Annotated in this window: 21 protein-coding genes and 3 tRNA genes; all 24 read left to right on the top strand. The window is 70.0% G+C overall.

What is annotated here, in order from left to right:
* Nucleotides 1-265: 265 nt before the first annotated feature.
* Nucleotides 266-721 carry a GNAT family N-acetyltransferase gene (locus ABT023_RS05630; RefSeq protein ID WP_350882012.1) on the top strand — a complete coding sequence of 152 codons (456 nt, stop codon included), beginning with the start codon at nt 266-268 and terminating at the stop codon, nt 719-721.
* Nucleotides 722-943: 222 nt separating this feature from the next.
* Nucleotides 944-1,075 carry a hypothetical protein gene (locus ABT023_RS05625; RefSeq protein WP_350882010.1) on the top strand — a complete coding sequence of 44 codons (132 nt, stop codon included), beginning with the start codon at nt 944-946 and terminating at the stop codon, nt 1,073-1,075.
* A gap of 108 nt (nt 1,076-1,183) precedes the next feature.
* Nucleotides 1,184-3,715 carry a putative bifunctional diguanylate cyclase/phosphodiesterase gene (locus ABT023_RS05620; protein WP_350882008.1) on the top strand — a complete coding sequence of 844 codons (2,532 nt, stop codon included), beginning with the start codon at nt 1,184-1,186 and terminating at the stop codon, nt 3,713-3,715.
* A gap of 127 nt (nt 3,716-3,842) precedes the next feature.
* A tRNA-Thr gene (locus ABT023_RS05615) sits at nt 3,843-3,915 on the top strand.
* A gap of 25 nt (nt 3,916-3,940) precedes the next feature.
* Nucleotides 3,941-4,013: transfer RNA gene (locus ABT023_RS05610), tRNA-Met, on the top strand.
* A gap of 133 nt (nt 4,014-4,146) precedes the next feature.
* Nucleotides 4,147-4,314, top strand: a complete 168-nt coding sequence (rpmG, locus tag ABT023_RS05605) for a 50S ribosomal protein L33 (RefSeq protein ID WP_092378713.1) — start codon at nt 4,147-4,149, stop codon at nt 4,312-4,314.
* A 118-nt stretch (nt 4,315-4,432) separates the two neighbouring features.
* Entirely contained in the window at nt 4,433-4,879 is a 447-nt protein-coding gene (locus ABT023_RS05600) for an FAS1-like dehydratase domain-containing protein (RefSeq protein ID WP_350882006.1), read from the top strand.
* 1 nt (nt 4,880) lies between these two features.
* On the top strand, nt 4,881-5,273 hold the full coding sequence (locus ABT023_RS05595; RefSeq protein WP_350882004.1) for a MaoC family dehydratase: 393 nt from the start codon (nt 4,881-4,883) through the stop codon (nt 5,271-5,273).
* Nucleotides 5,274-5,400: 127 nt separating this feature from the next.
* Nucleotides 5,401-5,473 (top strand) — tRNA-Trp (locus ABT023_RS05590).
* A 211-nt stretch (nt 5,474-5,684) separates the two neighbouring features.
* Complete coding sequence (gene secE, locus ABT023_RS05585) at nt 5,685-6,077, top strand: preprotein translocase subunit SecE (RefSeq protein ID WP_350882002.1); 393 nt, start codon at nt 5,685-5,687, stop codon at nt 6,075-6,077.
* 39 nt (nt 6,078-6,116) lie between these two features.
* Nucleotides 6,117-6,839 carry a transcription termination/antitermination protein NusG gene (nusG, locus tag ABT023_RS05580; RefSeq protein ID WP_350882000.1) on the top strand — a complete coding sequence of 241 codons (723 nt, stop codon included), beginning with the start codon at nt 6,117-6,119 and terminating at the stop codon, nt 6,837-6,839.
* Between the two features lie 183 nt (nt 6,840-7,022).
* A complete protein-coding gene (rplK, locus tag ABT023_RS05575) occupies nt 7,023-7,457 on the top strand; it encodes a 50S ribosomal protein L11 (RefSeq protein WP_350881998.1) in 435 nt (144 codons plus the stop codon).
* An 81-nt stretch (nt 7,458-7,538) separates the two neighbouring features.
* Entirely contained in the window at nt 7,539-8,255 is a 717-nt protein-coding gene (gene rplA / locus ABT023_RS05570) for a 50S ribosomal protein L1 (protein WP_350881996.1), read from the top strand.
* 78 nt (nt 8,256-8,333) lie between these two features.
* Entirely contained in the window at nt 8,334-9,386 is a 1,053-nt protein-coding gene (locus ABT023_RS05565; protein WP_350881994.1) for an ATP-binding cassette domain-containing protein, read from the top strand.
* Nucleotides 9,383-10,072, top strand: coding sequence for a hypothetical protein (locus ABT023_RS05560; protein WP_350881992.1), 690 nt, complete (start codon nt 9,383-9,385; stop codon nt 10,070-10,072). The genes ABT023_RS05565 and ABT023_RS05560 overlap by 4 nt, the downstream gene beginning before the upstream one ends.
* A 401-nt stretch (nt 10,073-10,473) precedes the next feature.
* The gene (gene rplJ, locus ABT023_RS05555; protein WP_350881990.1) at nt 10,474-11,019 is read left to right on the top strand and encodes a 50S ribosomal protein L10; all 546 of its coding nucleotides are present in this window, start codon (nt 10,474-10,476) and stop codon (nt 11,017-11,019) included.
* A 53-nt stretch (nt 11,020-11,072) separates the two neighbouring features.
* Nucleotides 11,073-11,456 (top strand): 50S ribosomal protein L7/L12, encoded by a 384-nt coding sequence (rplL, locus tag ABT023_RS05550; protein ID WP_350881989.1) that lies wholly within the window; start codon nt 11,073-11,075, stop codon nt 11,454-11,456.
* A 580-nt stretch (nt 11,457-12,036) separates the two neighbouring features.
* Nucleotides 12,037-15,468, top strand: a complete 3,432-nt coding sequence (rpoB, locus tag ABT023_RS05545; RefSeq protein ID WP_350881987.1) for a DNA-directed RNA polymerase subunit beta — start codon at nt 12,037-12,039, stop codon at nt 15,466-15,468.
* An 81-nt stretch (nt 15,469-15,549) separates the two neighbouring features.
* Entirely contained in the window at nt 15,550-19,437 is a 3,888-nt protein-coding gene (locus tag ABT023_RS05540; protein WP_350881985.1) for a DNA-directed RNA polymerase subunit beta', read from the top strand.
* Between the two features lie 192 nt (nt 19,438-19,629).
* Complete coding sequence (locus ABT023_RS05535; protein ID WP_350881983.1) at nt 19,630-19,998, top strand: hypothetical protein; 369 nt, start codon at nt 19,630-19,632, stop codon at nt 19,996-19,998.
* A 647-nt stretch (nt 19,999-20,645) separates the two neighbouring features.
* A complete protein-coding gene (locus ABT023_RS05530) occupies nt 20,646-21,014 on the top strand; it encodes a hypothetical protein (protein ID WP_350882116.1) in 369 nt (122 codons plus the stop codon).
* Nucleotides 21,015-21,593: 579 nt separating this feature from the next.
* Nucleotides 21,594-21,968 carry a 30S ribosomal protein S12 gene (gene rpsL, locus ABT023_RS05525; protein ID WP_320066535.1) on the top strand — a complete coding sequence of 125 codons (375 nt, stop codon included), beginning with the start codon at nt 21,594-21,596 and terminating at the stop codon, nt 21,966-21,968.
* Nucleotide 21,969: 1 nt separating this feature from the next.
* On the top strand, nt 21,970-22,440 hold the full coding sequence (gene rpsG / locus ABT023_RS05520) for a 30S ribosomal protein S7 (protein WP_161685923.1): 471 nt from the start codon (nt 21,970-21,972) through the stop codon (nt 22,438-22,440).
* A gap of 77 nt (nt 22,441-22,517) precedes the next feature.
* Nucleotides 22,518-24,614, top strand: a complete 2,097-nt coding sequence (gene fusA, locus ABT023_RS05515; RefSeq protein WP_350881980.1) for an elongation factor G — start codon at nt 22,518-22,520, stop codon at nt 24,612-24,614.
* Nucleotides 24,615-24,660: the final 46 nt, after the last annotated feature.

Genomic DNA, 24,660 nt, shown 5'->3' with positions numbered 1-24,660 from the left:
GATCCGCCGTCCCGCTCACGCTCCGCGAGCCGGGCGGACGCGGGAGGACGGGTCGATGGCGGGAGCATCCGGCACGCCGGTGGCGAGCTCGGACCGGCTTGTGCTGCAAGCGGTCCGGCCCGCCGGCCTGGCGCTCCTCGAACGAATGTGGCGTGACCCGCTGATGCGGCGTCACCCCGGCGGCCCACTGCCGGACGAGGTGGTGGCGAAGCGGTGGGATCGACGGGTTCATGGTGACGCCGCGCCTCGGTGAGATCGTCGGCCGGTGTCGTTTCGGCCGGTACCGCACGGGCGAGCTCGAACTGTCGTACGTCTTCCTGCCGGAGCGGTGGGGCGGGGGTACGCCCGGGAGGCGTGCGCGGCGGCCGTCGGCCTCACCTTCGAGCGGTTCCCGGACGACGCCCGGCTGATCGCGGTCACCCAGGAACCGAACGACCGGTCGGTGCGCCTGCTCGAAGCTCTGGGCATGACCCGGGTCGACGCGTTCGCGGAGTTCGGTGCGCGCCAGGTCAGGTACGCGGTCGACCGGCCGGGGCGGCGTGGGGCGATCGCGTCGATGGCCCGTCGACGCCTGGGAAAGGCTCGGACCGCCGACGCGGGGTGTGAACGGCCGGGTGGGGGTCCGGAAAATGAAGGTCCCTTTCGATATCTGCTCCACTGTGGTGTGCTGCCCGGAGTAAAGCGCCATGCGGCTTTAGACGCACTCAATGAGTTTCCGTGATTGGCGCGCTTGGTCCGAGTGTTCGCCAAATGAAGCAGGGCGTGGAACCCGGGAACGTGGGGGTATCACCCCGCCAGGCAGGGCGTCCTGCCGATCGGTCGGACTTGTTGCCGTCCAGGCGGAGCCAGGCCACCGAGGGCTTTGTTGCCCTCAGTGCGTGTGGCACCATCATGGAATCTTCACGCCCCCCGTGCTGCCCGTTTCGTGACAGGAGCCCCACAGATGCCTACTCAAAAGCTGGGTCGGCTGCTCGGCATGACCCTGATGCTCTTCGCGCTCGCCTCCGGCGTCGCCTCGGTTGCCGGTGATTCGGTCGCCGGTGACCGGGCGACCCTCGAGTTCGAGTGGAACTAGGTTCTTCGCGGTTCGTTTGACACCCGCCGTCGTTCGGGTCACCGGGCGACGGCGGTAGCGACCGGGCATCGGCGCGGAGTTCACTCTCGGTGACGACAAGGGAGCAGGATGACGAGCCGTGCGACAGCCGTGCGACGACGCGGGACCGACCTCGCCTGGCTGATAACCGGGCCGCTGGCGTTCCTGGCTGTCATCTGCTGCCTGCTGATCGCGCTGGTCGAGCGGGAGCCGTACGGCGAGTGGGGCCTCGGTCTGCTGCTGCTCACCGCCCTGTTCGCGGCCCACCTGCCGGTCCTGAGCTTCGTCGTCCGGCGGCAGACCTTCTCGGCCACGATCACCGAGATTCCGCTGGTCCTGGCGCTGTACTACCTGCCGCCGCTGACCCTGGTGCTGGTCGCCACCCTCGCCGCGTTGATCGCCCAGCTCCGCCGCCGGCTCGGCCCGGCCAAGTTCGCCTTCAACGTCGCCCGCGCCGCCGCGGCGACCTCCCTTGCCGCCCTGGTCCTGCTGGCGCTCCCCCCGATCAGGGGCGTGGGGCCCGGGACCTGGGGCATCCTCTTCGCGGCGGTCAGCACCATCACGCTGGTCACCCTCGCCGCCGTGGTCGGCGTGATCACCCTGCTCCAGGGCTCGCAGGCCGGGCTCGAGGTGGTCCGCACGTCCACCGTGCCGCTGCTGGTCGCCGGCGTGAACGCCACCGTCGGCCTGATCATCCTGCTCGCGTTGACCGCCACCTACTGGTCGCTGCTGGTCCTCGGGGCGCTCGCGGTGACGGTGGCCGTGGTCTACCGGGCCTACGCCCACTTCCTCCGCCAGCACCGCACCCTCGCCGACATCTACGAGCTGACCCGGGCCATGACCCGTAGCGGCCAGGACGGCACGCTGCCGGACGCGCTGCTCGGCCGGGTCCGCGCCCTCATGCAGGCCGAGTACGCCACCCTGTGGCTGCCCGCCCAGGGCCGGCACCCGGAGGTGCTGCTGACCGCCCGGGTCGACGGGCGCGGCCTGCTCGACTTCTCCAAGATCCCGGGGGCGGTCCGGGAACGGGTCGTGCAGCAGCGGCAGACCGCCGCGCTCGGTGCCCGGCTCGGCGGCGACCGGGGGCAGCTGGAGATGCTGCGGACCGCGCCCGCGAAGGACGCGATCATCGTGCCGCTGCGCTCGGGGGAGGCGGTGATCGGCACCCTGGAGGTCGTCAACCGGCTCAGCAGCCTCGGTCACTTCACCCCGGCCGACGTGCCGGTGATCGAGACGGTGGCCGCGCACGCGGCGGTGGCCCTGGAGAACTCCCGGCTGGTCGACCGGCTGCGGCACGACGCGTACCACGACACGCTGACCAAGCTGCCCAACCGGCGGAGGATCAGCAACGCGCTCGACGAGGCCGTGAAGATCCGGGCCCCGGGCGAGGTGGTCGCCGTGCTGCTGTTCGACGTGGACGGGCTGCGTCAGGTCAACGAGTCGCTCGGCCACGCCGCCGGGGACCAGGTCCTCGCCGAGGTCGCCGTCCGGCTGCGCGCCTCCGCGCCGTCGTCGGCCCTGGTCGGTCGGGCCGGCGGCGACGAGTTCCTGGTGACGCTGCGGCTGGAGAACGCCGACGTGGCGCTGGAGCTGGCCGCGCGGCTGCGCGAGGAGATCCGTGCCGAGATGGTCTTCGACGCGTTCACCCTCGACGTGGACACCGCGGTCGGGGTGGCCGTGCACCCCGACCACGGCAGCGACGCGGCGACCCTGTTGCAGCGGGTCGACCTGGCCGCGTCGGCGGCGAAGTCCATGCCCGGCAGCATTCAGCTGTTCAACCCGGCCCTGGAGTCCCGGTCGCTGCGCCGGCTCGGCCTCGCCGGCGACCTGCGCAAGGCCATCGACGACGGCGAGCTGGAGGTCTACTTGCAGCCCAAGGTGACGCTGCGGGACCGCCGGCTCGTCGGGGTGGAGTGTCTGGCCCGCTGGGAGCACCCCGCGCATGGCGAGGTCGCCCCGGAGGACTTCGTGGCGGTGGCTGAGCACACCGGCCAGCTCGGCCGGCTCACCGAGGTGGTGCTGCGGGAGGGGCTGCGGCGCAGCCGGGACTGGACGCACACCGAGCAGCCGCTCGCCGTCGCGGTCAACCTCTCCGCCCGTACGCTCACCGACCGGCACTTCCCGGACCAGGTGCGCGAGCTGCTGGCCGAGTACGACGTTCCGCCGCAGCGGCTCACCTTCGAGATCCGCGAGGCCGGGGTGCTGGACGGCACCGACCGCCCGATCCCGACCCTGCGCCGGCTGCGCGACCTCGGCGTCCGGCTGTCGGTGGACGACTTCGGCACCGGATCGTCCTCGCTGGCCTACCTGCGTCGGCTGCCGGTGCACGAGGTGAAGGTCGACCGGTCGTTCGTGCAGGGTATGGCGACGGACCCGAGTGATCTGGCCATCGTGAACGCGGTGGTGACCCTCTCCCAGCAGTTCGGCCTGGCGGTGGTGGCCGAGGGCGTGGAGAGCGAGCTGACCCTGGAGTTGCTCCAGGACATCGGCTGTGAGATCGGCCAGGGCTTCCTGTTCAGCCGCCCGCTGCCGTACGAGCGGCTGGAGGCCTGGTTCGGGGCCCAGTTGGAGTCCGAGGCGCTGGTCGGCCCGGACGTCCGCCGGCTGCGCGTCGTCCCCTGAGACGCAGCCCCGAAAGGCCCCTCACCTGGGCGGACGTTCACCCGTCCGACGGCGGGGGGATCCGATTTCACCTCCGGGGCGGGGCCGTGTACTCTTACTTCTGCGCGGCCACCGGGTGATCGTGCAGGCCCCCTTAGCTCAGTCGGCAGAGCGTCTCCATGGTAAGGAGAAGGTCTACGGTTCGATTCCGTAAGGGGGCTCAAAGGGTCCGGCTGGACCCGCCGCGGCGGTGTAGCTCAGATGGCAGAGCAAGCGGCTCATAATCGCTGTGTCGCCGGTTCAATTCCGGCCACCGCTACTCTCGTCCCTCGGGCTCGTTCCCGGTGGTCGTTGGGATGGGCGCCACAGGCGCCCACTTTGCATGTCCGCGCCCCCAGCACATAGGCTGAGGCGTTGTAGTTGTTGACCGTTAGCGAGGAAGGCACTCCGCCGTGGCGAAGGCTACCGATGTCCGGCCGAAGATCACTTTGGCGTGTGTGGAGTGCAAGGAGCGCAACTACATCACGCGCAAGAACCGCCGCAACGACCCGGACCGCATCGAGCTGAAGAAGTTCTGCCCCCGGGACGGCCGGCACACGGCCCACCGCGAGACCCGCTGACCCACCGCCGGCGCGAGCCGGCCGCACGACACCCGATCGCCGATCCGGAACGGATGCGCGGCTTCTGCCGCACGTCCGTCCCGGGTCGGCTTTCGTGCTTTCCGTGTAGGTTCTCGGCATGCCCTTGGACCAGTCCTTCGTCGGCCGGACCTATCCGCCGACCGCCCCCTACCAGGTGGGCCGAGAGAAGATCCGCGAGTTCGCCACGGCGATCGGCGCCACCGACCCCGCGTACCACGATCCCGAGGCCGCCCGGGCGCTCGGTCACCCGGACGTGGTCGCCCCGCCGACCTTCCCCGTGGTCCTGACGATGGCCGCCAGCCGGCAGATCATCGACGACCCGGCGATCGGCGTCGACTACAGCCGGGTGGTCCACGGCGACCAGCGGTTCGCCTACACCCGCCCGGTGGTGGCAGGTGACGAACTGGTCTGTGCGAACACGATCGAGGACATCAGCAGCCGGGGCGGGCACGACTTCCTGACCACCCGCACCGACGTCAGCACGGCCGCCGGCGAGCCGGTGGTCGCCGTCTGGTCCAAGCTCGTCGTACGCGGGGAGGCCTGACGTGGAACTGCCCACCAAGACCTTCCGGGTCACCCGGGCCGACCTGGTCCGCTACGCGGGCGCCTCCGGCGACTTCAACCCGATTCACTGGAGCGACCGGTTCGCCACCGGCGTCGGCCTGCCCGGGGTGATCGCGCACGGGATGTTCACCATGGCGCTGGTCGGCCGGGCGGTGACCGAGTGGGCCGGCGCGCCCGACGCGGTGATCGACTACGGGGTCCGGTTTACCCGTCCGGTGGTCGTTCCCGACGATGACGACGGCACCGAGGTCGAGGTGACCGCCAAGGTCAAGGACACCCCAGAAGAGGGCCTGACCAGGCTCGACATCATCGCGACGTGCCGCGGCGAGAAGGTGCTCTCGCAGGCCCGGGCGGTGATCCGGACACCCCGCTGAGGGGGTTCCGCCACGCGAGGAGGTGGACCAGTTGGGAAAGTGGCCTCGCTACCCGTACACTGGTCCGCCGTGGGGTAAGTGACCTCGCCCGGTGCTGCACGACCGGGTCGGGGGAGCGTTGCCGCACAGGGGTGTAGCTCAATTGGCAGAGCAGCGGTCTCCAAAACCGCAGGCTGCAGGTTCAAGTCCTGTCACCCCTGCGCCTCAGGCCTGACCGTTCCCGTGGGTCGCGCCGCCAACCGGCGGCGTCCGGCCCGTGGTGGTGGCATCGGCGGGGTGGTTCCGAGGCATCGGGCCCATCCGTCGATCCGCCGGCCGCGGCCCGTCGCGGGACGGTTGGTCCGGCCGGCGTGACCAGCGCCGCGTACGCCGCACCGGCGTGCGACCCCGATTCCCGCGACGGAGGGCGAAGTGGCCGAGAACAAGCGGCGCAGCGAGGACGCCGGCGACGACGACCGTCTGAACGACGACGTCGTCGACGACGTGGCCGCCGACGACGCCACCGACGCGGACGAGCCGGTCTCCCGTGGCGGCACGGCGACCCGGGCGCGGGCCAAGGCTGAGTCGGCCGACGAGAGGAAGACCCGCAAGGACACCGAGCGGGTGGGGCTGTTCGCCCGCATCGCGCGGTTCTTCCGCGAGGTCGTGGCCGAGCTGCGTAAGGTCATCTGGCCTACCCGCAAGGAGCTGCTGACCTACACCGCCGTGGTCGTCACCTTCGTTGCGGTGATGCTGACGATCGTGGCCGGCTTGGACTACGCCTTCGCGAAGGGCGTGCTGTGGGTCTTCGGCAACCCCAGCTGACCGGCTGACTCAAGCCGATAGTGACGGAAGTGAGCGAGCGTGCCTGAGTACGACGAGACCGCCGAGACCACGGACGAGCAGTCCGCGGTGGCGACGGCGGCCAACGATGAGTCGGTCGAGGCCGCCAGCGAGCCGGACTTTCCGACCACCGAGCCCGCACCGGAAGAGGACTTCGACCCGGTCGCGGAGCTGCGTCAGAAGCTGCGCTACGCGCCGGGCGACTGGTACGTGGTGCACTCGTACGCCGGCTACGAGAACAAGGTCAAGACCAACCTCGAGACCCGGATCACCTCCCTCGACATGGAGGACTACATCTACCAGGTCGAGGTGCCGACCCGGGAAGAGATCGAGGTCAAGAACGGCAAGCGGTCCCAGATCCAGGCCAAGGTGTTCCCCGGCTACATCCTGGTCCGGATGGAGCTGACCGCGGAGTCCTACTCCTGCGTGCGTAACACCCCCGGGGTCACCGGGTTCGTGGGGGCGACCGACCGGGCCGACCGGCCGGCGCCGCTGAGCCTCGATGAGGTGCTCAAGTGGCTCGCCCCGGCGGTCGAGACCGGGCAGAAGAAGGCCAAGACCGAGATCAAGGTGCTGGACTTCGAGGTGGGCGACTCCGTCACCGTCACCGACGGCGCGTTCGCCTCGCTGCCGGCGACGATCAGCGAGATCAACGCCGACCAGCAGAAGCTCAAGGTGCTGGTGTCGATCTTCGGCCGGGAGACCCCGGTCGAGCTGAACTTCAACCAGGTCACCAAGATCTGACGTTCCGGTCGCCGGCGGTGGGGCAGCAGCCCGCCGCCGGCGTATCCGTTCCGCCCCCTCGCCGGACCTCGGCGTAGGGGGCGGCGGAGCGTTGCGCTACTCTAGAACGTCGGCCGTCGCATCGCGCTGACCGTGCGCGCCCCCGGCCGGCACCTTTCCCAGTTCCAAGCCCCAGGAAGAGACATGCCTCCGAAGAAGAAGAAGCTCGTCAAGACGTTCACGCTTCAGCTGAAGGCGGGCCAGGCCACGCCGGCGCCGCCGGTCGGCCCCGCGCTCGGCCAGCACGGCGTGAACATCATGGAGTTCTGCAAGACCTACAACGCGCAGACCGAGTCCCAGCGGGGCGACATCGTCCCCGCCGAGATCAGCGTGTACGAGGACCGCACCTTCACTTTCGTGCTGAAGACCCCGCCCGCCGCCCGGCTGCTGATCAAGGCTGCCGGCGTCGAGAAGGGTTCCGGCGTGCCGCAGAGCCAGAAGGTCGGCTCCGTCACCCGGGCGCAGCTGCGCGAGATCGCCGAGAAGAAGATGGCCGACCTCAACGCCAACGACGTCGACCAGGCTCAGAAGATCATCGCCGGCACCGCCCGGTCGATGGGCATCACCGTCTCCGACTGACCTCGGTCACCGCTTCCCCGTCATTTCGTGGGAGGGTGCGCGATCACCGCGGCCCGCCATAGACCACAGGAGTAGCAAGAAATGCAGCGCAGCAAGACCTACCGCAAGGCCGCCGAGGTCATCGACCGGTCGAAGCTCTACACCCCGGCCGAGGCTGTCAAGATCGCCAAGGACACCACCAACGCCAAGTTCGACGCCACGGTCGAGGTCGCCATGCGCCTCGGCGTCGACCCCCGCAAGGCGGACCAGATGGTCCGTGGCGTGGTCAACCTGCCGCACGGCACCGGCAAGACCGCCCGCGTGATCGTCTTCGCCTCCGGCGCGAAGGCCGAGGAGGCCGCCGCCGCCGGTGCGGACGAGGTGGGCACCGACGAGCTGGTCGCCCGGATCCAGGGTGGTTGGCTCGACTTCGACGCGGCGATCGCCACCCCGGACCAGATGGCCAAGATCGGCCGGATCGCGCGGATCCTGGGCCCGCGCGGCCTCATGCCGAACCCGAAGACCGGCACGGTGACTATGGACGTCACCAAGGCCGTCTCGGACATCAAGGGCGGCAAGATCACCTTCCGGGTGGACAAGCACTCCAACCTCCACCTGATCATCGGCAAGGCCTCGTTCTCCGAGTCCCAGCTGGTCGACAACTACGCCGCCGTCCTCGACGAGGTGCTGCGGGCCAAGCCGTCGGCGTCGAAGGGCAAGTACCTCAAGAAGGTCACCCTCACCACCACGATGGGCCCGGGCGTCCCGGTCGACCCGAACCTGGTCAAGAACCTCCAGGAGGGCGTGACCGAGGCCTGAGCACCGCTGCCTCGACGGGGCCCCGCCACGACTCGTGGCGGGGCCCTTTCCGTCTCTCCGGTGTGGCAGGCTCGCGGCATGCGGTGGGAGGGTGTGTGGCTGCGGTACCACCGGCGCGGCCCGTGGGTGCTGCGGGAGACCAGCCTGCGGCTCGACCCGGGCGAGGCCGCCGTGGTGCTCGGCCGCAACGGCGCCGGCAAGTCCACTCTGCTCCAGTTGGCGGCCGGGGTGCTCAGGCCGACCCGGGGCGGGATCGTCGACCGCCCGCGGCACGTCGGCTGGGTGCCGGAGCGGTTCCCTGTCGACCAGCCGTTCACCGTGAGGCGTTACCTGGCCGGGATGGCCCGGGTGGCCGGACTGGGTGGGGGCGAGGCGGACCTGGCGGTCGACCGGTGGACCGAGCGGCTGAGCCTGGCGCGGTTCCGCGGCGTGCGCCTTCCCGAGCTGTCCAAGGGCACGGCCCAGAAGGTGGGCCTGGCCCAGGCGATGCTGCGCCGGCCCGATCTGCTCATCCTCGACGAGCCGTGGGAGGGCCTTGACGCTGCCGCCCGGGAACTGGTCCCCGGGCTGATCGGCGAGGTTCTGGCGGCCGGCGGGTCGGTGCTGGTGAGCGACCATCGGGGCGAGACGGCACGGCTGCCGGGCGCCGCCCGCTGGGCCGTCGCCGCCGGCACCGTCACCGTGCAGCCGCCGGCCGACGCGCCGGCCGACGCGCTCGTCGTGGTCGAGGTCGCGGTACCGGCCGCACGGCTGGCCGGCACCGTCGCCCGTTTGCGCGCCGACGGCCACCACGTCCTACGGGTACGCTCCGACGCCGTCCCGCCCGACGCCCTCGCCAGGACGCCGACCGCCCTCGTCGCCGGGGAACCGGTCGCGACGGTTGCCGAAGAGCCGACCGCCCTCGTCGCCGGGGAACCGGTCGCACCGGTTGCCGGCGAGCCGACCGCCCTCGCCGCCGGTGGCACGCCCGCCTGCGCCGCCGGGGAGCCGGGCGCCGCTGCCGTCGGGGAGCCGGCGGCTCCCGTCGCCGGCGCGCCGGCCGCACCCGTCGCGCCCCCGATCAGCGGTCCGCCGGGCCCTGTCGACGAGGACGTGCCGGCCTCCGGGCCGGCAGGGCGGGTGAGCCGGTGAGCGCGCTGGTCCGGCTGAGGCTGGCCGGCTTCCTGCGTACCGGACGGGCGGTCGCGCCCCTGCTGGCCGGCCTGCTCGCCCTCGGCGTCCTCTACGGCGGCGGGCGGGCCCAGCCGGGCGAGGCGTACGGCGTCTCGGCGGTGGTGCTGTTCCCGGTGCTGGCCTGGCAGACCAAGATCCTGCTCGACGTCGAGCCGGACGTGCAGCGGCGGCTGGCGCTGGTGCTCGCCGGGGCGGCCCGGGAGCGGGCCGCCGGGCTGCTCGCGGCGGTCGTGGCCGGGCTGGGTACGGTCGCCGCCGGCCTGGTCTACCCGTGGCTGGTGGGCGGGGTGACCAGCCAGGTGCCGCCGGGCGGCCGGTCGCTGGCCGCCGGTGTCGCCCTCGGCGTCTGGGCGCACCTGCTCGCCCTGCCGGCAGCCGTGGCGCTCGGCGCGCTGGCCAGCCGGGCCGTCACGGGCAGCGCCGGGTACGGCGTCGCGGTGCTGGCGCTCGGCGTGGTCGGCACGCTGGTCCTGGGTCTCTCCGACTCGGTGGTCCCGTGGTTGGCGCCGCCGGTGATGTCCACCGCCCGGGCCGCCGCCGCCGGACCGTCCGGTGCCACCCTGGCCCTGCTCAGCGGGTGGGGGGTCGCCTGGAGCGCGACGGCACTGGCCGCGTACGCCTGGCGCCGCCGGGTCCGCGTCTGATCGCGACCGTCCGGGCTACCGCACGTTGCGCCCTACCGGTCCGCTGAGGGCCCCGGTGCGCGGCGAACGGGGTCGATCACCGGCGGGGGAGTGACCGGGCGCACCCGAGGGCGATTTGGCGGTCAGGGGCGTGTCGCGTAGCCTTGGGGCGAAGTAACACCCAGAGACCGCTGGTCACCGTGCCCCGGCACGGTCGAAGGTCCCGCTTCGACGGGCGACCCGCGCAGGGCGGCAAGCGAAACTTGGCCGTGTTCCCGTGGTCCGCCGACTGCGGTGCGACCGGCCGACCCTCGCCCCGTGCGCCCTGCGCCGGGGCGTTTCTCGTTGTCGTGGCCCTCCGGTATCGCGGAAGCCTGCCGGCTTCCCGGTGGACCAGCCTGGAGCAACGAGAGAGGAGGGACATGGCGGACAAGCCGATCCGGGCCGACAAGGCCACGGCCGTCGTCGAGCTGACCGAGAACTTCCGCAACGCGGGCGCTACGGTGCTGACCGAGTACCGTGGTCTGACGGTTTCCCAGCTCACCCAGCTGCGGCGCTCGCTCGGCAAGGAGACCACCTACACGGTCGCGAAGAACACGCTGGCGAAGCGTGCCGCGACCGACGCGGGCATCTCCGGGCTCGACGAGCTGTTCACCGGTCCTACCGCGCTGACTTTCGTTTCGGGCGACGTCGTCGAGGCGGCGAAGGGGCTTCGCGACTTCGCGAAGGCCAACCCGAAGCTTGTCATCAAGGGCGGCGTCTTCGAGGGCAAGGCCATTTCCGCGGCCGAGGTCACGAAGCTTGCCGACCTGGAGTCCCGCGAGGTGCTGCTGGCCAAGCTGGCCGGCGCGATGAAGGGCAACCTGAGCAAGGCCGCGGCCCTGTTCCAGGCCCCGCTGTCGAAGACCGCTCGTGTCGCGGCAGCCCTGCAGGACAAGCGCGAGAAGGAGGGCGCCGAGGCGGCCTGAGGCCCCGCGGCGCACCCACGTTCTTAGTCAAACATTAGGAAAGGACGCCAGATATGGCGAAGCTCAGCACCGACGAGCTGCTTGACGCGTTCAAGGAGATGACGCTGATCGAGCTCTCCGAGTTCGTGAAGCAGTTCGAGACGACCTTCGAGGTCACCGCCGCGGCTCCGGTCGCCGTCGCCGCCGGGGGCGCTGCCCCGGCCGCCGCCGAGGCCGAGCCGGAGAAGGACGAGTTCGACGTCGTCCTCGACGCCGACGGTGGCAAGAAGATCCAGGTCATCAAGGTCGTGCGTGAGCTGACCGGCCTGGGCCTCAAGGAGGCCAAGGACCTTGTCGAGGCCGCGCCGAAGGCGGTCCTGGAGAAGGTCAACAAGGAGACCGCCGACAAGGCCAAGGCCAAGCTCGAGGGCGAGGGCGCCAAGGTCACCCTCAAGTAATTGGGGCTGACCGGGCGCGGACCCGGCTCAGGTTCACGTGAGCCGGGGCGTACTCCGACACGGCGGGCGACGATCTCGAATTCGGATCGTCGCCCGCCGTGTTCGTGCTGGGACCGCCAGCAACGTTCTGAGCAGGGCGCGGACGCCCGGCGCCCGGCGGTACGGCCGGAGTGAGGGTCGTCCGTGGGTGGGAAACACGTGTCGCGGGCGAGACCGGCCCTTGACGCGGCCCCGGGCCGCCAGGCACGCTGACACCTGCAAGACCTTCCGCGCTTGCAACGGCCACCTCTTGGGTATTGGCAGCGGCGGCACCACCGGCCGCCGCACCCGAGCGGATCCGTAGGTCCGCCGCGTTCCGAGCGGCCCGGTCGTCCCTCTTTCGGGGGACGCCGAGGCGCGTTCCGCGACGACCTGCGGCCTGGGCTGGACAGCGGTTAGCCTCTCGGCTACACTGCTAGTTTGCGCTGCCTTCCGACTTGACCCCTGCGCAGAAATGTCCGATTGCGGGTATTTCTGGTGGGGATATTGGAGTGCACGCGTACCAGCCGTTCTGCAGCACCGGTCCTCGGAAGGACGCATCTTGGCAGCTTCCCGCCCTGCGAAGACCAGTCGTACGTCGAGCGCTTTCGCTCCCCGCCGAGTCTCTTTCGGCAGGATCACCGAACACCTCGAGGTCCCCAACCTCCTCGCCATTCAGAACGAGTCCTTCGACTGGCTCGTCGGCAACGAGGGTTGGCAGGGCCGGTCGGCGGACGACCCGCACGCACGCTCGGGTCTCGCGGAAATCCTCGAAGAGATCAGTCCTATTGAGGACTTCTCCGGCACCATGTCGCTCTCCTTCTCGGCGCCGCGCTTCGACGAGGTCAAGGCCTCGATCGAGGAGTGCAAGGAGAAGGACCTGACCTACTGCGCCCCGCTGTTCGTGACCGCGGAGTTCACCAACAACACCACCGGCGAGATCAAGAGCCAGACGGTGTTCATGGGTGACTTCCCGATGATGACGCCGAAGGGCACCTTCATCATCAACGGCACCGAGCGCGTCGTGGTCAGCCAGCTCGTCCGCTCGCCGGGCGTGTACTTCTCGAAAGAGCCGGACAAGACCTCCGACCGCGACCTCTCCAGCGTCAAGGTCATCCCGAGTCGGGGTGCCTGGCTGGAGTTCGACATCGACAAGCGCGACACGGTCGGCGTCCGCATCGACCGCAAGCGCCGGCAGGCCGTCACGGTCCTGCTCAAGGCCATCGGTTGGTCCGCCGAGCGGATCCGCGAGAAGTTCGGCTGGTCCGAGCTGCTGATGACCACGCTCGAGAAGGACCACATCGCCGGCGCCGACGAGGCGTTGCTCGACATCTACCGGAAGCTCCGCCCTGGCGAGCCGCCGACCCGTGAGAACGCCCAGACCCTGCTCGACAACCTCTTCTTCAACCCGAAGCGGTACGACGTCGCCAAGGTCGGTCGGTACAAGTTCAACAAGAAGCTCGAAGTGGGCGTGCCGATCACCACCGGCACCCTGACCGAGGACGACATCGTCGCCACCGTGGAGTACCTCTGCCGGCTGCACGCCGGCGAGGACGGCTACGAGGCCGACGACATCGACCACTTCGGCAACCGGCGCCTGCGCACCGTGGGCGAGCTGATCCAGAACCAGGTCCGGGTCGGTCTGTCCCGGATGGAGCGGGTCGTCCGCGAGCGGATGACCACCCAGGACGTCGAGGCGATCACGCCGCAGACCCTGATCAACATCCGCCCCGTCGTGGCGGCGATCAAGGAGTTCTTCGGCACGTCGCAGCTGTCCCAGTTCATGGACCAGACCAACCCGCTGGCGGGCCTGACCCACCGGCGCCGGCTGAGCGCGCTCGGCCCGGGTGGTCTGTCCCGGGAGCGGGCCGGCTTCGAGGTCCGCGACGTGCACCCGTCCCACTACGGCCGGATGTGCCCGATCGAGACGCCGGAAGGCCCGAACATCGGCCTGATCGGCGCGCTCTCCACCTTCGCCCGGGTCAACCCGTTCGGCTTCATCGAGACGCCGTACCGGAAGGTCGTCGAGGGTCGGGTCACCGACCAGATCGACTACCTGACCGCGGACGAGGAGGACCGGTTCGTCAAGGCGCAGGCCAACGCACCGCTGCGGGCCGACGGCACGTTCGCCGAGGACCGGGTCCTGTGCCGCCGTAAGGGTGGCGAGACCGAGGACGTGATCCCCGGCGCCGTCGACTACATGGACGTGTCGCCACGGCAGATGACCTCGGTCGCGACCGCGATGATCCCGTTCCTCGAGCACGACGACGCCAACCGGGCACTGATGGGCGCGAACATGCAGCGCCAGGCGGTGCCGCTGGTCAAGGCCGAGTCGCCGTTGGTCGGCACCGGCATGGAGTACCGCGCCGCCGTCGACGCCGGTGACGTGGTCGTGGCCGAGGTCGGCGGTGTCATCGAGGACCTCTGCGCCGACTACATCACCATCCACCAGGACGACGGCCACCGCCGGACGTACCTGCTGCACAAGTTCCGCCGCTCCAACGCCGGCTCCTGCGTCAACCAGAAGCCGGTCGTCTTCGAGGGCGACCGCGTCGAGGCCGGTCAGGTCATCGCCGACGGTCCGTGCACCGACGAGGGCGAGATGGCGCTCGGGCGCAACCTGCTGGTGGCGTTCATGTGCTGGGAGGGCCACAACTACGAGGACGCGATCATCCTGTCGCAGCGCCTCGTGCAGCAGGACGTGCTCACCTCGATCCACATCGAGGAGCACGAGGTCGACGCCCGGGACACCAAGCTCGGCCCGGAGGAGATCACCCGCGACATCCCGAACGTCAGCGAGGAGATGCTCGCCGACCTCGACGAGCGCGGCATCATCCGGATCGGCGCCGAGGTCGTTCCCGGCGACATCCTGGTCGGCAAGGTCACGCCCAAGGGCGAGACCGAGCTGACCCCGGAGGAGCGGCTGCTCCGCGCGATCTTCGGCGAGAAGGCGCGCGAGGTCCGGGACACCTCGCTGAAGGTGCCGCACGGTGAGACCGGCACGGTCATCGGCGTGCGTACCTTCTCCCGCGAGGACGGCGACGAGCTGCCGCCGGGCGTCAACGAGCTGGTCCGGGTCTACGTCGCCCAGAAGCGGAAGATCCAGGACGGCGACAAGCTCGCCGGCCGGCACGGCAACAAGGGCGTCATCTCGAAGATCCTGCCGATCGAGGACATGCCGTTCCTGGAGGACGGCACCCCGGTCGACATCGTGCTGAACCCGCTGGGTGTTCCGTCCCGGATGAACATCGGCCAGGTGCTGGAGACGCACCTCGGCTGGGTGGCCAAGACGGGTTGGAGCGTCGACGGCGACGACACCGAGTGGAAGCGCCAGCTGCGCTCCATCGAGGCGCACGAGTCCGAGCCGGACACCAACGTGGCCACGCCGGTCTTCGACGGCGCCCGCGAGGAGGAGATCTCCGGTCTGCTCTCGTCGACCCTGCCCAACCGGGACGGCAAGCAGCTGATCGGCTCCACCGGCAAGGCGCAGCTGTACGACGGCCGCTCGGGCGAGCCGCTGCCGGACCCGATCGCGGTCGGTTACATCTACATCCTGAAGCTCAACCACCTGGTCGACGACAAGATCCACGCCCGGTCGACCGGCCCGTACTCGATGATCACGCAGCAGCCGCTGGGTGGTAAGGCGCAGTTCGGTGGCCAGCGCTTCGGTGAGATGGAGTGCTGGGCGATGCAGGCGTACGGCGCCGCGTACGCCCTGCAGGAGCTGCTCACGATCAAGTCCGACGACGTCCTGGGCCGGGTCAAGGTCTACGAGGCGATCGTCAAGGGCGAGAACATCCCGGAGCCGGGCATTCCGGAGTCGTTCAAGGTGTTGCTCAAGGAGCTGCAGTCGCTGTGCCTCAACGTTGAGGTGCTCTCCAGCGACGGTGTGGCCCTGGAGATGCGCGAGACCGACGACGAGGTGTTCCGGGCCGCGGAGGAGCTGGGCATCGACCTGTCCCGGCGCGAGCCGAGCTCGGTCGAAGAGGTCTGAGGTGAGCGGTCGGGAGCCGGCTCGCCGGCTCCCGACCCCACCCAATAGCTAAGCAGTACAGACGACGACATAGGGGACATAGTGCTCGACGTCAACTTCTTCGACGAGCTGCGCATCGGTCTCGCCACCGCCGACGACATCCGTCAGTGGTCGCACGGCGAGGTCAAGAAGCCTGAGACGATCAACTACCGCACCCTCAAGCCGGAAAAGGACGGGCTCTTCTGCGAGAAGATCTTCGGCCCGCAGCGGGACTGGGAGTGCTACTGCGGTAAGTACAAGCGGGTCCGGTTCAAGGGCATCATCTGCGAGCGCTGCGGCGTCGAGGTGACCCGCTCCAAGGTCCGCCGGGAGCGGATGGGTCACATCGAGCTGGCCGCTCCGGTGACCCACATCTGGTACTTCAAGGGCGTGCCGAGCCGGCTGGGTTACCTGCTGGACCTCGCCCCGAAGGACCTCGAAAAGATCATCTACTTCGCCTCGTACGTGATCACGAGCGTGGACGCCGAGTCGCGTCACCGCGACCTCTCGACCATCGAGAACGAGATCCTGGCCGAGAAGCGGCAGGCCGAGAACAGCCGTGACTCGGAGATCGAGAAGCGGGCCGCCAAGCTCGAGGCCGACCTGGCCGAGCTGGAGGCCGAGGGCGCGAAGGCGGACGTCCGGCGCAAGGTCAAGGAGGGCGGAGAGCGCGAGATGCGCCAGATCCGCGACCGGGCCCAGCGCGAGATCGACCGCCTGGACGAGGTGCTCGACACCTTCCGCAAGCTGGACTCGAAGCAACTGGTCACCGACGAGCTGCTCTACCGGGAGCTGCGCGACCGGTTCGGCGAGTACTTCACCGGCGCGATGGGTGCCGAGGCCATCAAGGCGCTGGTTCAGAACATGGACCTCTCCACCGAGGCCGAGAGCCTGCGCGAGACCATCCGCTCCGGCAAGGGTCAGCGGAAGATCCGGGCGCTCAAGCGGCTCAAGGTCGTGGCGGCGTTCCTGAACACCCGCAACTCGCCGCTCGGCATGGTGCTGGACTGCGTCCCGGTCATCCCGCCGGACCTGCGCCCGATGGTGCAGCTCGACGGTGGCCGCTTCGCGACCTCCGACCTGAACGACCTGTACCGCCGCGTGATCAACCGGAACAACCGCCTCAAGCGGCTGATCGACCTCGGCGCGCCCGAGATCATCGTCAACAACGAGAAGCGGATGCTCCAGGAGGCCGTCGACGCGCTGTTCGACAACGGCCGCCGCGGCCGGCCGGTCACCGGCCCGGGCAACCGCCCGCTCAAGTCGCTGTCCGACATGCTCAAGGGCAAGCAGGGCCGGTTCCGGCAGAACCTGCTCGGCAAGCGCGTCGACTACTCCGGCCGTTCGGTCATCGTGGTCGGCCCGAAGCTGAAGCTGCACCAGTGCGGTCTGCCCAAGCAGATGGCGCTGGAGCTGTTCAAGCCGTTCGTGATGAAGCGGCTGGTGGACCTCAACCACGCGCAGAACATCAAGTCCGCCAAGCGGATGGTCGAGCGGCAGCGGCCGGTCGTGTGGGACGTGCTGGAAGAGGTCATCGGCGAGCACCCGGTGCTGCTGAACCGCGCGCCGACCCTGCACCGACTGGGCATCCAGGCCTTCGAGCCGCAGCTCGTCGAGGGCAAGGCGATCCAGATCCACCCGCTGGTCTGCACCGCGTTCAACGCCGACTTCGACGGTGACCAGATGGCGGTGCACGTGCCGCTGTCCGCCGAGGCTCAGGCCGAGGCTCGGATCCTGATGCTGTCGTCGAACAACATCCTCAAGCCGGCCGACGGCAAGCCGGTCACGATGCCCACCCAGGACATGGTCATCGGCCTGTACCACCTCACCCACCTCAGGGCCGGTGAGAAGGGCGAGGGCCGGCCGTTCAGCTCGGACGCCGAGGCCCGGATGGCCTTCGACGCCAGCGAGCTGCACCTGCAGGCGCCGGTGAAGATCCGCCTGCGCGGGCTGGTCGGGGTCGACAACGGCGCCGGCGCCGAGCCGTGGGTCGCGCCGGAGGGCTGGGTCGAGGGTGACCCGCTCACCGTCGAGACCACCCTGGGCCGGGTGCTGTTCAACGAGACGTTGCCGCAGGGCTACCGCTTCGTGAACTACGAGATCCGCAAGGGGCAGCTCTCCGCGATCGTCAACGACCTGGCCGAGCGCTTCCCGAAGGTGGCGCTGGCCGCCACCCTGGACGGCCTCAAGGAGGCCGGTTTCCACTGGGCCACCTGGTCCGGCGTGACGATCGGCATGGAGGACGTCATCGCTCCGCCGCGCAAGCGGGAGATCCTGGAGAAGTACGAGAAGGAAGCCGACCGGATCGACAAGCAGTACCAGCGGGGTCTGATGACCGCCGAGGAGCGTCGCGGCGAGCTCATCGAGATCTGGACCAAGGCGACCAACGAGGTCGCCAAGGAGATGGACACCGCGCTGCCGCAGGAGAACCCCCTGTGGAAGATGATCCACTCGGGTGCCCGCGGTAACCTGCTCCAGCTCCGTCAGATCGCCGCGATCCGTGGTCTGGTGGCCAACCCGAAGGGCGAGATCATCCCCCGGCCGATCAAGGCCAGCTACCGGGAGGGTCTGTCCGTGCTGGAGTACTTCATCTCCACGCACGGTGCCCGCAAGGGTCTCGCCGACACCGCGCTGCGGACCGCCGACTCGGGTTACCTGACCCGTCGTCTGGTGGACGTGTCGCAGGACGTCATCATCCGCGAGGAGGACTGCGGCACCGACCGGGCCATCCCGATGCAGATCGGCGAGCGGCGCGACGGCAAGCTGTACGTCCACGAGCACGCCGAGACCAGCGTGCACGCCCGGACCCTGGCGGACGACATCAAGGGGCCGGACGGCAACGTCGTCGCCGAGCGCGGCCAGGACGTCAACTCCATCGGGGTCGACCGAATCGTCGCCGCCGGGGTGGAGACGGTGCGGGTGCGCAGCGTGCTCACCTGCGAGTCGAAGCTGGGCGTCTGCGGTGCGTGCTACGGCCGCTCGCTGCCGACCGGCAAGACCGTGGACGTCGGCGAGGCGGTCGGCATCATCGCCGCCCAGTCGATCGGTGAGCCCGGTACGCAGCTGACGATGCGTACGTTCCACACCGGTGGTGTCGCGGGTGAGGACATCACCCAGGGTCTGCCCCGCGTCCAGGAGATCTTCGAGGCCCGGGTCCCGAAGGGCAAGGCGCCGATCGCCGACACCCCGGGCCGGATCCGGATCGAGGACGGCGAGCGGTCGCGGAAGATCATCGTTGTGCCGGACGACGGCAGCGAGGAGATCGTCTACGACAAGATCTCCAAGCGGGTCCGGCTGCGGGCCCACGACGGCGACCACGTCGAGGTCGGCGAGAAGCTCACCGAGGGCACCATCGACCCGCACGAGCTGCTGCGCATCCTCGGCCCGCGCGCGGTCCAGGTCCACCTGACCCAGGAGGTCCAGCAGGTCTACCGCTCGCAGGGTGTGCTCATCCACGACAAGCACATCGAGATCATCATCCGCCAGATGCTGAAGCGGGTGACGGTCATCGACTCCGGCTCGACCGAGTTCCTGCCGGGTGTGCTGGTCGACCGGGCGCTGTTCGAGTCGGAGAACCGCCGGCTCGTCTCCGAGGGCGGCGAGCCCGCCGCCGGTCGCCCGGTGCTGATGGGTATCACCAAGGCCTCGCTGGCCACGGACTCCTGGCTGTCGGCGGCCTCCTTCCAGGAGACCACCCGGGTACTGACCGACGCGGCGATCAACTCGCGCAGCGACTCGCTGGTCGGCCTCAAGGAGAACGTGATCATCGGTAAGCTCATCCCGGCAGGTACGGGCATCAGCAAGTACCGCAACGTCCGGGTCGAGCCGACCGAGGAGGCCAAGGCCAAGGTCTACTCGATGACCGGCTACCCGGAGACCGACTACGGCTTCGGGCCGGCCAGCGGGCAGGCTGTGCCGCTGGACGACTTCGACTTCGGGTCGTACCGCTAGGCAGTAGGAACGACGAGGCCCCCGGCAGCCGCCGGGGGCCTCGTCGCATCTCGGTTCGGCCAGAACCGATGAAAGAGATCTCCCGACCGGGTGCTGTGCGTGCCGAACCCCGTCCGGCGGTGGGCGGCTCCGACGGGGAAGAGGGTGGCGGGGGCGGGTCGCCGACCGGGCCGGAGGGGCATGATGGTGGGCATGACGACCGCACCCGGGCAGGTGCCCGTCGCGCAGCCGGGGCCGCGCCATCCGCTCGATCCTGACCCGGTGCGGTCCAGCAAGGCCCGCGCGGTCTTCGCTCTCGGCCTGATGGGCGCGCTCACCGGGCTCTTCGTCGGTGGGGTGGTGCCGGCCACGCTCGCCCTCGTGCTGGCCCGTCAGGCCCGGCGGGAGGCGTACGCCTCGGGGGGTTTCCTCACCGGTGGGGCCTGGCTGCGGCGGGGGGAGCGGCTGGCCTGGGCGGGGTTGGTCCTGGTCGCGACGACCGTCGTGGTGGCGGTGGTGATCGGGCTGGTCCGGCTGGCCGGGCAGCCGTTCGGGCACGACTACGCGCCGAACGTGGACTGACCGTCCCGGGGGATGCGTCCCCGCCCACCCACGAGGGCTGGGGCGGCGGCGGTAGCCTGACCGGTGTCCGTCGCGCGGCGGTGGACAGCGACCGGCGACTGGAGGCCCTCGTGACGGAACCGGCGCGGCCCTCGGGCGATCCGGCGGAGCGACCCGCCGCGCCCCCGGATCCGGCCGGGCCCCCCGCATCGCCGGGGGAGAGCCCGTGGGCCAGGCCGGCTGCCGACGCGGACGCCGGGCCCCGCATCGCCCCGGAGGCCGCCTCCGTGGAGTACGCGCCGCCGCCGGTCTCCCCACCGCCCCCACCGACCGGGAACGCGGGATCTCCTCCGGGCCCGTTCCCGCCGGGCGGTCCCGCGTCGCCGGGCGGTCCCGCGTCGCCGGGCGGTCCCGCGTCGCACCCGGGCACCGCGTCACAGGTCGGCTGGGCGTCGCCGGCGGGTCCGTCCGGCGGTGCGCGTCCGGCCGGCCCGTACCCGACGCAGGCGGCCTGGTCCGGGCAACCGGCAGGGGCTCACCCCGCAGCGGGACCGGTGGGGTATCCGGGCCAGCAGGCGGGCCCCGGCTGGGGCGGGCCGGGCACCGGCTGGGGGCGGGTGCCTCCGCCGCCGCGGGAGGCCCCCCGGCCGCCGAAGCGGGTCGACCCGGTGCCCGGCACCCCGTTCGGCGTGGTGCACCTCGACGTCCCCCCGGTCACCTCCGGGCTCGCGGTCGGCTCGTTGGTGGCCGGGATCGCCTCGGCCCTGGTCGCGCTCCTGGTGATCTGTCTGGGGGCGACCGCGGCCTCGCAGGGGGTCTGGGCCGCCGGTGTGTTCGCGTTCCTCGCGGTGCTGGCCGGGGCGGCGGCCGTGGTGGCCGGTCTGCTCAGCACGCGACAGATCCGACGACCCGCGCCGCCGCCCGCGGTGCGGTTCACCGGCCGGGGCCTGGCCCTGGCGGGGATCAGTTGCGGCGCTTCGGGCCTGGTGCTCAGCCTGCTCGGTCTGGGCCTGGCGCTGATCACCGGTCTCGGCTGAGCCGGTGGTCCGCCGGGCCCGGTGATCGACGGCGTCGGGCGGCCGGCCCGAGGCGTTCGGTCCTGCCGGGCCGCTGAGGTGGCGGGGACGGACGGCGCCTGCCGGTCGGGGCCCTGCGCGGGGGCGACCGGGTCGTCTCCGGCGGAAGCCGTTACACTTGTTTCCGTAGGTGCCCATCGCGGATGGGCAGGCACGACGGTTCGGCCGGCAGGGCGGTGACGCTGATCTCCGGGACCTCTCCGTTTTGACCTGTGCGGCTGTGATAGGTACTCTTTCCCCTTGCGCCCGGGCCTGCCCGGGCGACTCGTGCGTGCGCTGGACCCGGGCCACCTGGTGATCATGCGGCGACACGACACAGCTAAAGACCCGGCGCGGGTGATCGCGAGCCGGTGACAGAGAATCCGGTGCGCGCGCGAGCGGCGGCACCGGGACCGTGAGCTGGGCGACACGCCCGACCGCGGGTGCCGGGACCTCCGCAAGGTGGCCCTGGCCGGAATGTAGGAGAGCCTTCCCATCAGGGGCGGTTACGAGTAGACGGCGCGGCCGCCGGATGGCGGCCGAAGGGAGCGGAGAAACCCGGTGCCCACGATTCAGCAGCTGGTCCGAAAGGGCCGCAAGGCCAAGACGACCAAGACCAAGACCCCGGCGCTGAAGGGTTCCCCTCAGCGGCGCGGTGTGTGCACCCGCGTGTACACCACCACCCCCAAGAAGCCGAACTCGGCGCTCCGTAAGGTCGCTCGCGTCAAGCTCAGCAGCCAGATCGAGGTGACCGCCTACATCCCGGGCGTGGGTCACAACCTGCAGGAGCACTCGATCGTGCTCGTTCGCGGCGGCCGGGTGAAGGACCTCCCCGGCGTGCGTTACAAGATCGTTCGCGGTTCGCTGGACACCCAGGGTGTCCGCAACCGCAAGCAGGCGCGCAGCCGTTACGGCGCGAAGAAGGAGAAGAGCTGAGATGCCGCGCAAGGGACCCGCTCCGCGGAAGCCGCTGGTCGCTGACCCGGTGTACAACTCGCCGTTGGTCACCCAGCTGGTGAACAAGATCCTTATGCGTGGCAAGCGTCAGCTCGCCGAGCGTATCGTGTACGCCGCCCTGGAGGGCTGCCGCGAGAAGTCCGGCACTGACCCGGTCGTCACCCTCAAGCGGGCGATGGACAACGTCAAGCCGACCCTCGAGGTGCGCAGCCGTCGCGTCGGTGGCGCCACCTACCAGGTGCCGGTCGAGGTCCGCCCGACCCGCGCGACCACCCTCGGTCTGCGCTGGCTGGTGACGTACTCCAAGGCCCGGCGCGAGAAGACCATGGTCGAGCGGCTCATGAACGAGCTGCTGGACGCGAGCAACGGTCTGGGCGCCGCCGTGAAGCGCCGCGAGGACACGCACAAGATGGCCGAGTCGAACAAGGCCTTCGCGCACTACCGCTGGTAACACACATGGTTCCGGCGCCTCTCGGGGCGCCGGAACCGCCACCAGTTGTGTCGAGACGACGATAAGTAGGGATTGAAGTGGCCGCCGCAGACGCGCTCGCCAACGTACGCAACATCGGCATCATGGCTCACATCGATGCCGGTAAGACCACCACCACCGAGCGGATCCTCTTCTACACCGGTATCACGTACAAGATCGGTGAGGTCCACGAGGGCGCTGCCGTCATGGACTGGATGGAGCAGGAGCAGGAGCGTGGTATCACCATCACCTCCGCTGCCACCAAGTGTGAGTGGAAGGGCCACACGATCCAGATCATCGACACGCCCGGCCACGTCGACTTCACGGTCGAGGTTGAGCGGTCGCTGCGGGTGCTGGACGGTGCGGTCGCGGTCTACGACGGTGTGGCCGGCGTGGAGCCGCAGACGGAGAACGTCTGGCGTCAGGCCGACAAGTACGACGTCCCGCGGATGTGCTTCGTCAACAAGCTCGACCGGACCGGCGCCGACTTCTTCCGCTGCGTGCAGATGATGATCGACCGGCTCAACGCCACCCCGCTGGTGCTCCAGATCCCGATCGGCGCCGAGAGCAACTTCATCGGCGTCGTCGACCTGATCGGCATGCGCGCCCTCACCTGGCGCGGGGAGACCCAGAAGGGTGAGGACTACGCGATCGAGGAGATCCCGGCCGACCTCGCCGACTCCGCCGCGGAGTGGCGCGAGAAGCTGATGGAGACCCTGGCCGACGTCGACGACGCGGTGATGGAGAAGTACCTGGAGGGCGAGGAGATCTCCGTCGAGGAGATCAAGGCCGCCATCCGCCGCGCCACCATCGGTGGCAAGGCCAACCCGGTGCTCACCGGTACCGCCTTCAAGAACAAGGGCATCCAGCCCATGCTCGACGCGGTCGTGGACTTCCTGCCGTCGCCGCTGGACGTTCCGGCGATCGAGGGCACGGCGACGGACGGCGAGACGCCGATGCAGCGGAAGCCGTCGAAGGCGGAGCCGTTCGCCGGCCTGGCCTTCAAGATCCAGACCGACAAGCACCTCGGCAAGCTCACCTACGTCCGGGTCTACTCCGGCACGGTCGAGACCGGCAACCAGGTGGTCAACTCCACCAAGGACCGCAAGGAGCGGATCGGCAAGATCTACCAGATGCACGCCAACAAGCGGGAAGAGCGCGGCTCGGCCCAGGCTGGCGACATCATCGCGGTGCAGGGTCTGAAGCAGACCACCACCGGTGACACCCTGTGTGACCCGGCGAACCCGGTCATCCTGGAGTCGATGACCTTCCCGGAGCCGGTCATCGAGGTCGCCATCGAGCCGAAGACCAAGGCCGACCAGGAGAAGCTCAGCACCGCCATCCAGCGGCTGGCGGAGGAGGACCCGACCTTCCGCGTCAAGCTGGACGAGGAGACCGGTCAGACGGTCATCTCCGGCATGGGCGAGCTGCACCTGGACATCCTGGTCGACCGGATGCGCCGCGAGTTCAACGTCGAGGCGAACATCGGCAAGCCGCAGGTGGCGTACCGCGAGACCATCCGCCGCAAGGTGGACAAGATCGAGTACACCCACAAGAAGCAGACCGGTGGTTCCGGCCAGTACGCCCGGGTCATCGTCAGCGTGGAGCCGCTGCCGCTGGACAACGACTCCCCGACGTACGAGTTCGCCAACGCCGTGACCGGTGGCCGTATCCCCCGGGAGTTCATCCCGTCGGTGGACGCGGGCGCCCAGGACGCGCTGCAGTACGGCATCCTGGCCGGCTTCCCGCTGGTCGGTGTCAAGCTGACGCTGCTCGACGGCCAGTACCACGAGGTCGACTCCTCGGAAATGGCGTTCAAGATCGCCGGCTCGATGGTGATGAAGGAGGCGGCCCGCAAGGCCGACCCCGCACTGCTCGAGCCGATGATGGCCGTTGAGGTCACCACTCCTGAGGAGAACATGGGTGACGTCATCGGCGACCTCAACTCCCGCCGCGGCATCATCCAGGCGATGGAGGAGCGCAGCGGCGCCCGCATCGTGAAGGCCCTGGTGCCGTTGTCGGAGATGTTCGGCTACGTCGGCGACCTGCGGTCGAAGACCCAGGGCCGGGCTAGCTACAGCATGCAGTTCGACTCCTACGCCGAGGTTCCGCAGAGCGTGGCGAAGGAGATCATCGCCAAGGCCACGGGTGAGTGACGCTCACCCGAGCTGACCGGATGAACCGGGGCTGGTCGCGGGAGGG

This window comes from Micromonospora sp. NPDC002296 (assembly GCF_040296145.1).
In the GTDB taxonomy this organism is placed as follows: Bacteria; Actinomycetota; Actinomycetes; order Mycobacteriales; family Micromonosporaceae; genus Micromonospora.
This window is presented reverse-complemented; position numbering and strand designations above follow the sequence as displayed.

What these genes read in the sequence shown, in the direction of transcription:
- ABT023_RS05625 (WP_350882010.1), top strand. Translation starts at nt 944, where the DNA reads ATGCCTACTCAAAAGCTGGGTCGGCTGCTCGGCATGACCCTGATGCTC.
- rplJ (WP_350881990.1), top strand. Translation starts at nt 10,474, where the DNA reads ATGGCGGACAAGCCGATCCGGGCCGACAAGGCCACGGCCGTCGTCGAG.
- ABT023_RS05600 (WP_350882006.1), top strand. Translation starts at nt 4,433, where the DNA reads ATGCCCTTGGACCAGTCCTTCGTCGGCCGGACCTATCCGCCGACCGCC.
- ABT023_RS05620 (WP_350882008.1), top strand. Translation starts at nt 1,184, where the DNA reads ATGACGAGCCGTGCGACAGCCGTGCGACGACGCGGGACCGACCTCGCC.
- ABT023_RS05535 (WP_350881983.1), top strand. Translation starts at nt 19,630, where the DNA reads ATGACGACCGCACCCGGGCAGGTGCCCGTCGCGCAGCCGGGGCCGCGC.
- rplL (WP_350881989.1), top strand. Translation starts at nt 11,073, where the DNA reads ATGGCGAAGCTCAGCACCGACGAGCTGCTTGACGCGTTCAAGGAGATG.
- rpsG (WP_161685923.1), top strand. Translation starts at nt 21,970, where the DNA reads ATGCCGCGCAAGGGACCCGCTCCGCGGAAGCCGCTGGTCGCTGACCCG.
- rplK (WP_350881998.1), top strand. Translation starts at nt 7,023, where the DNA reads ATGCCTCCGAAGAAGAAGAAGCTCGTCAAGACGTTCACGCTTCAGCTG.
- ABT023_RS05565 (WP_350881994.1), top strand. Translation starts at nt 8,334, where the DNA reads ATGCGGTGGGAGGGTGTGTGGCTGCGGTACCACCGGCGCGGCCCGTGG.
- rplA (WP_350881996.1), top strand. Translation starts at nt 7,539, where the DNA reads ATGCAGCGCAGCAAGACCTACCGCAAGGCCGCCGAGGTCATCGACCGG.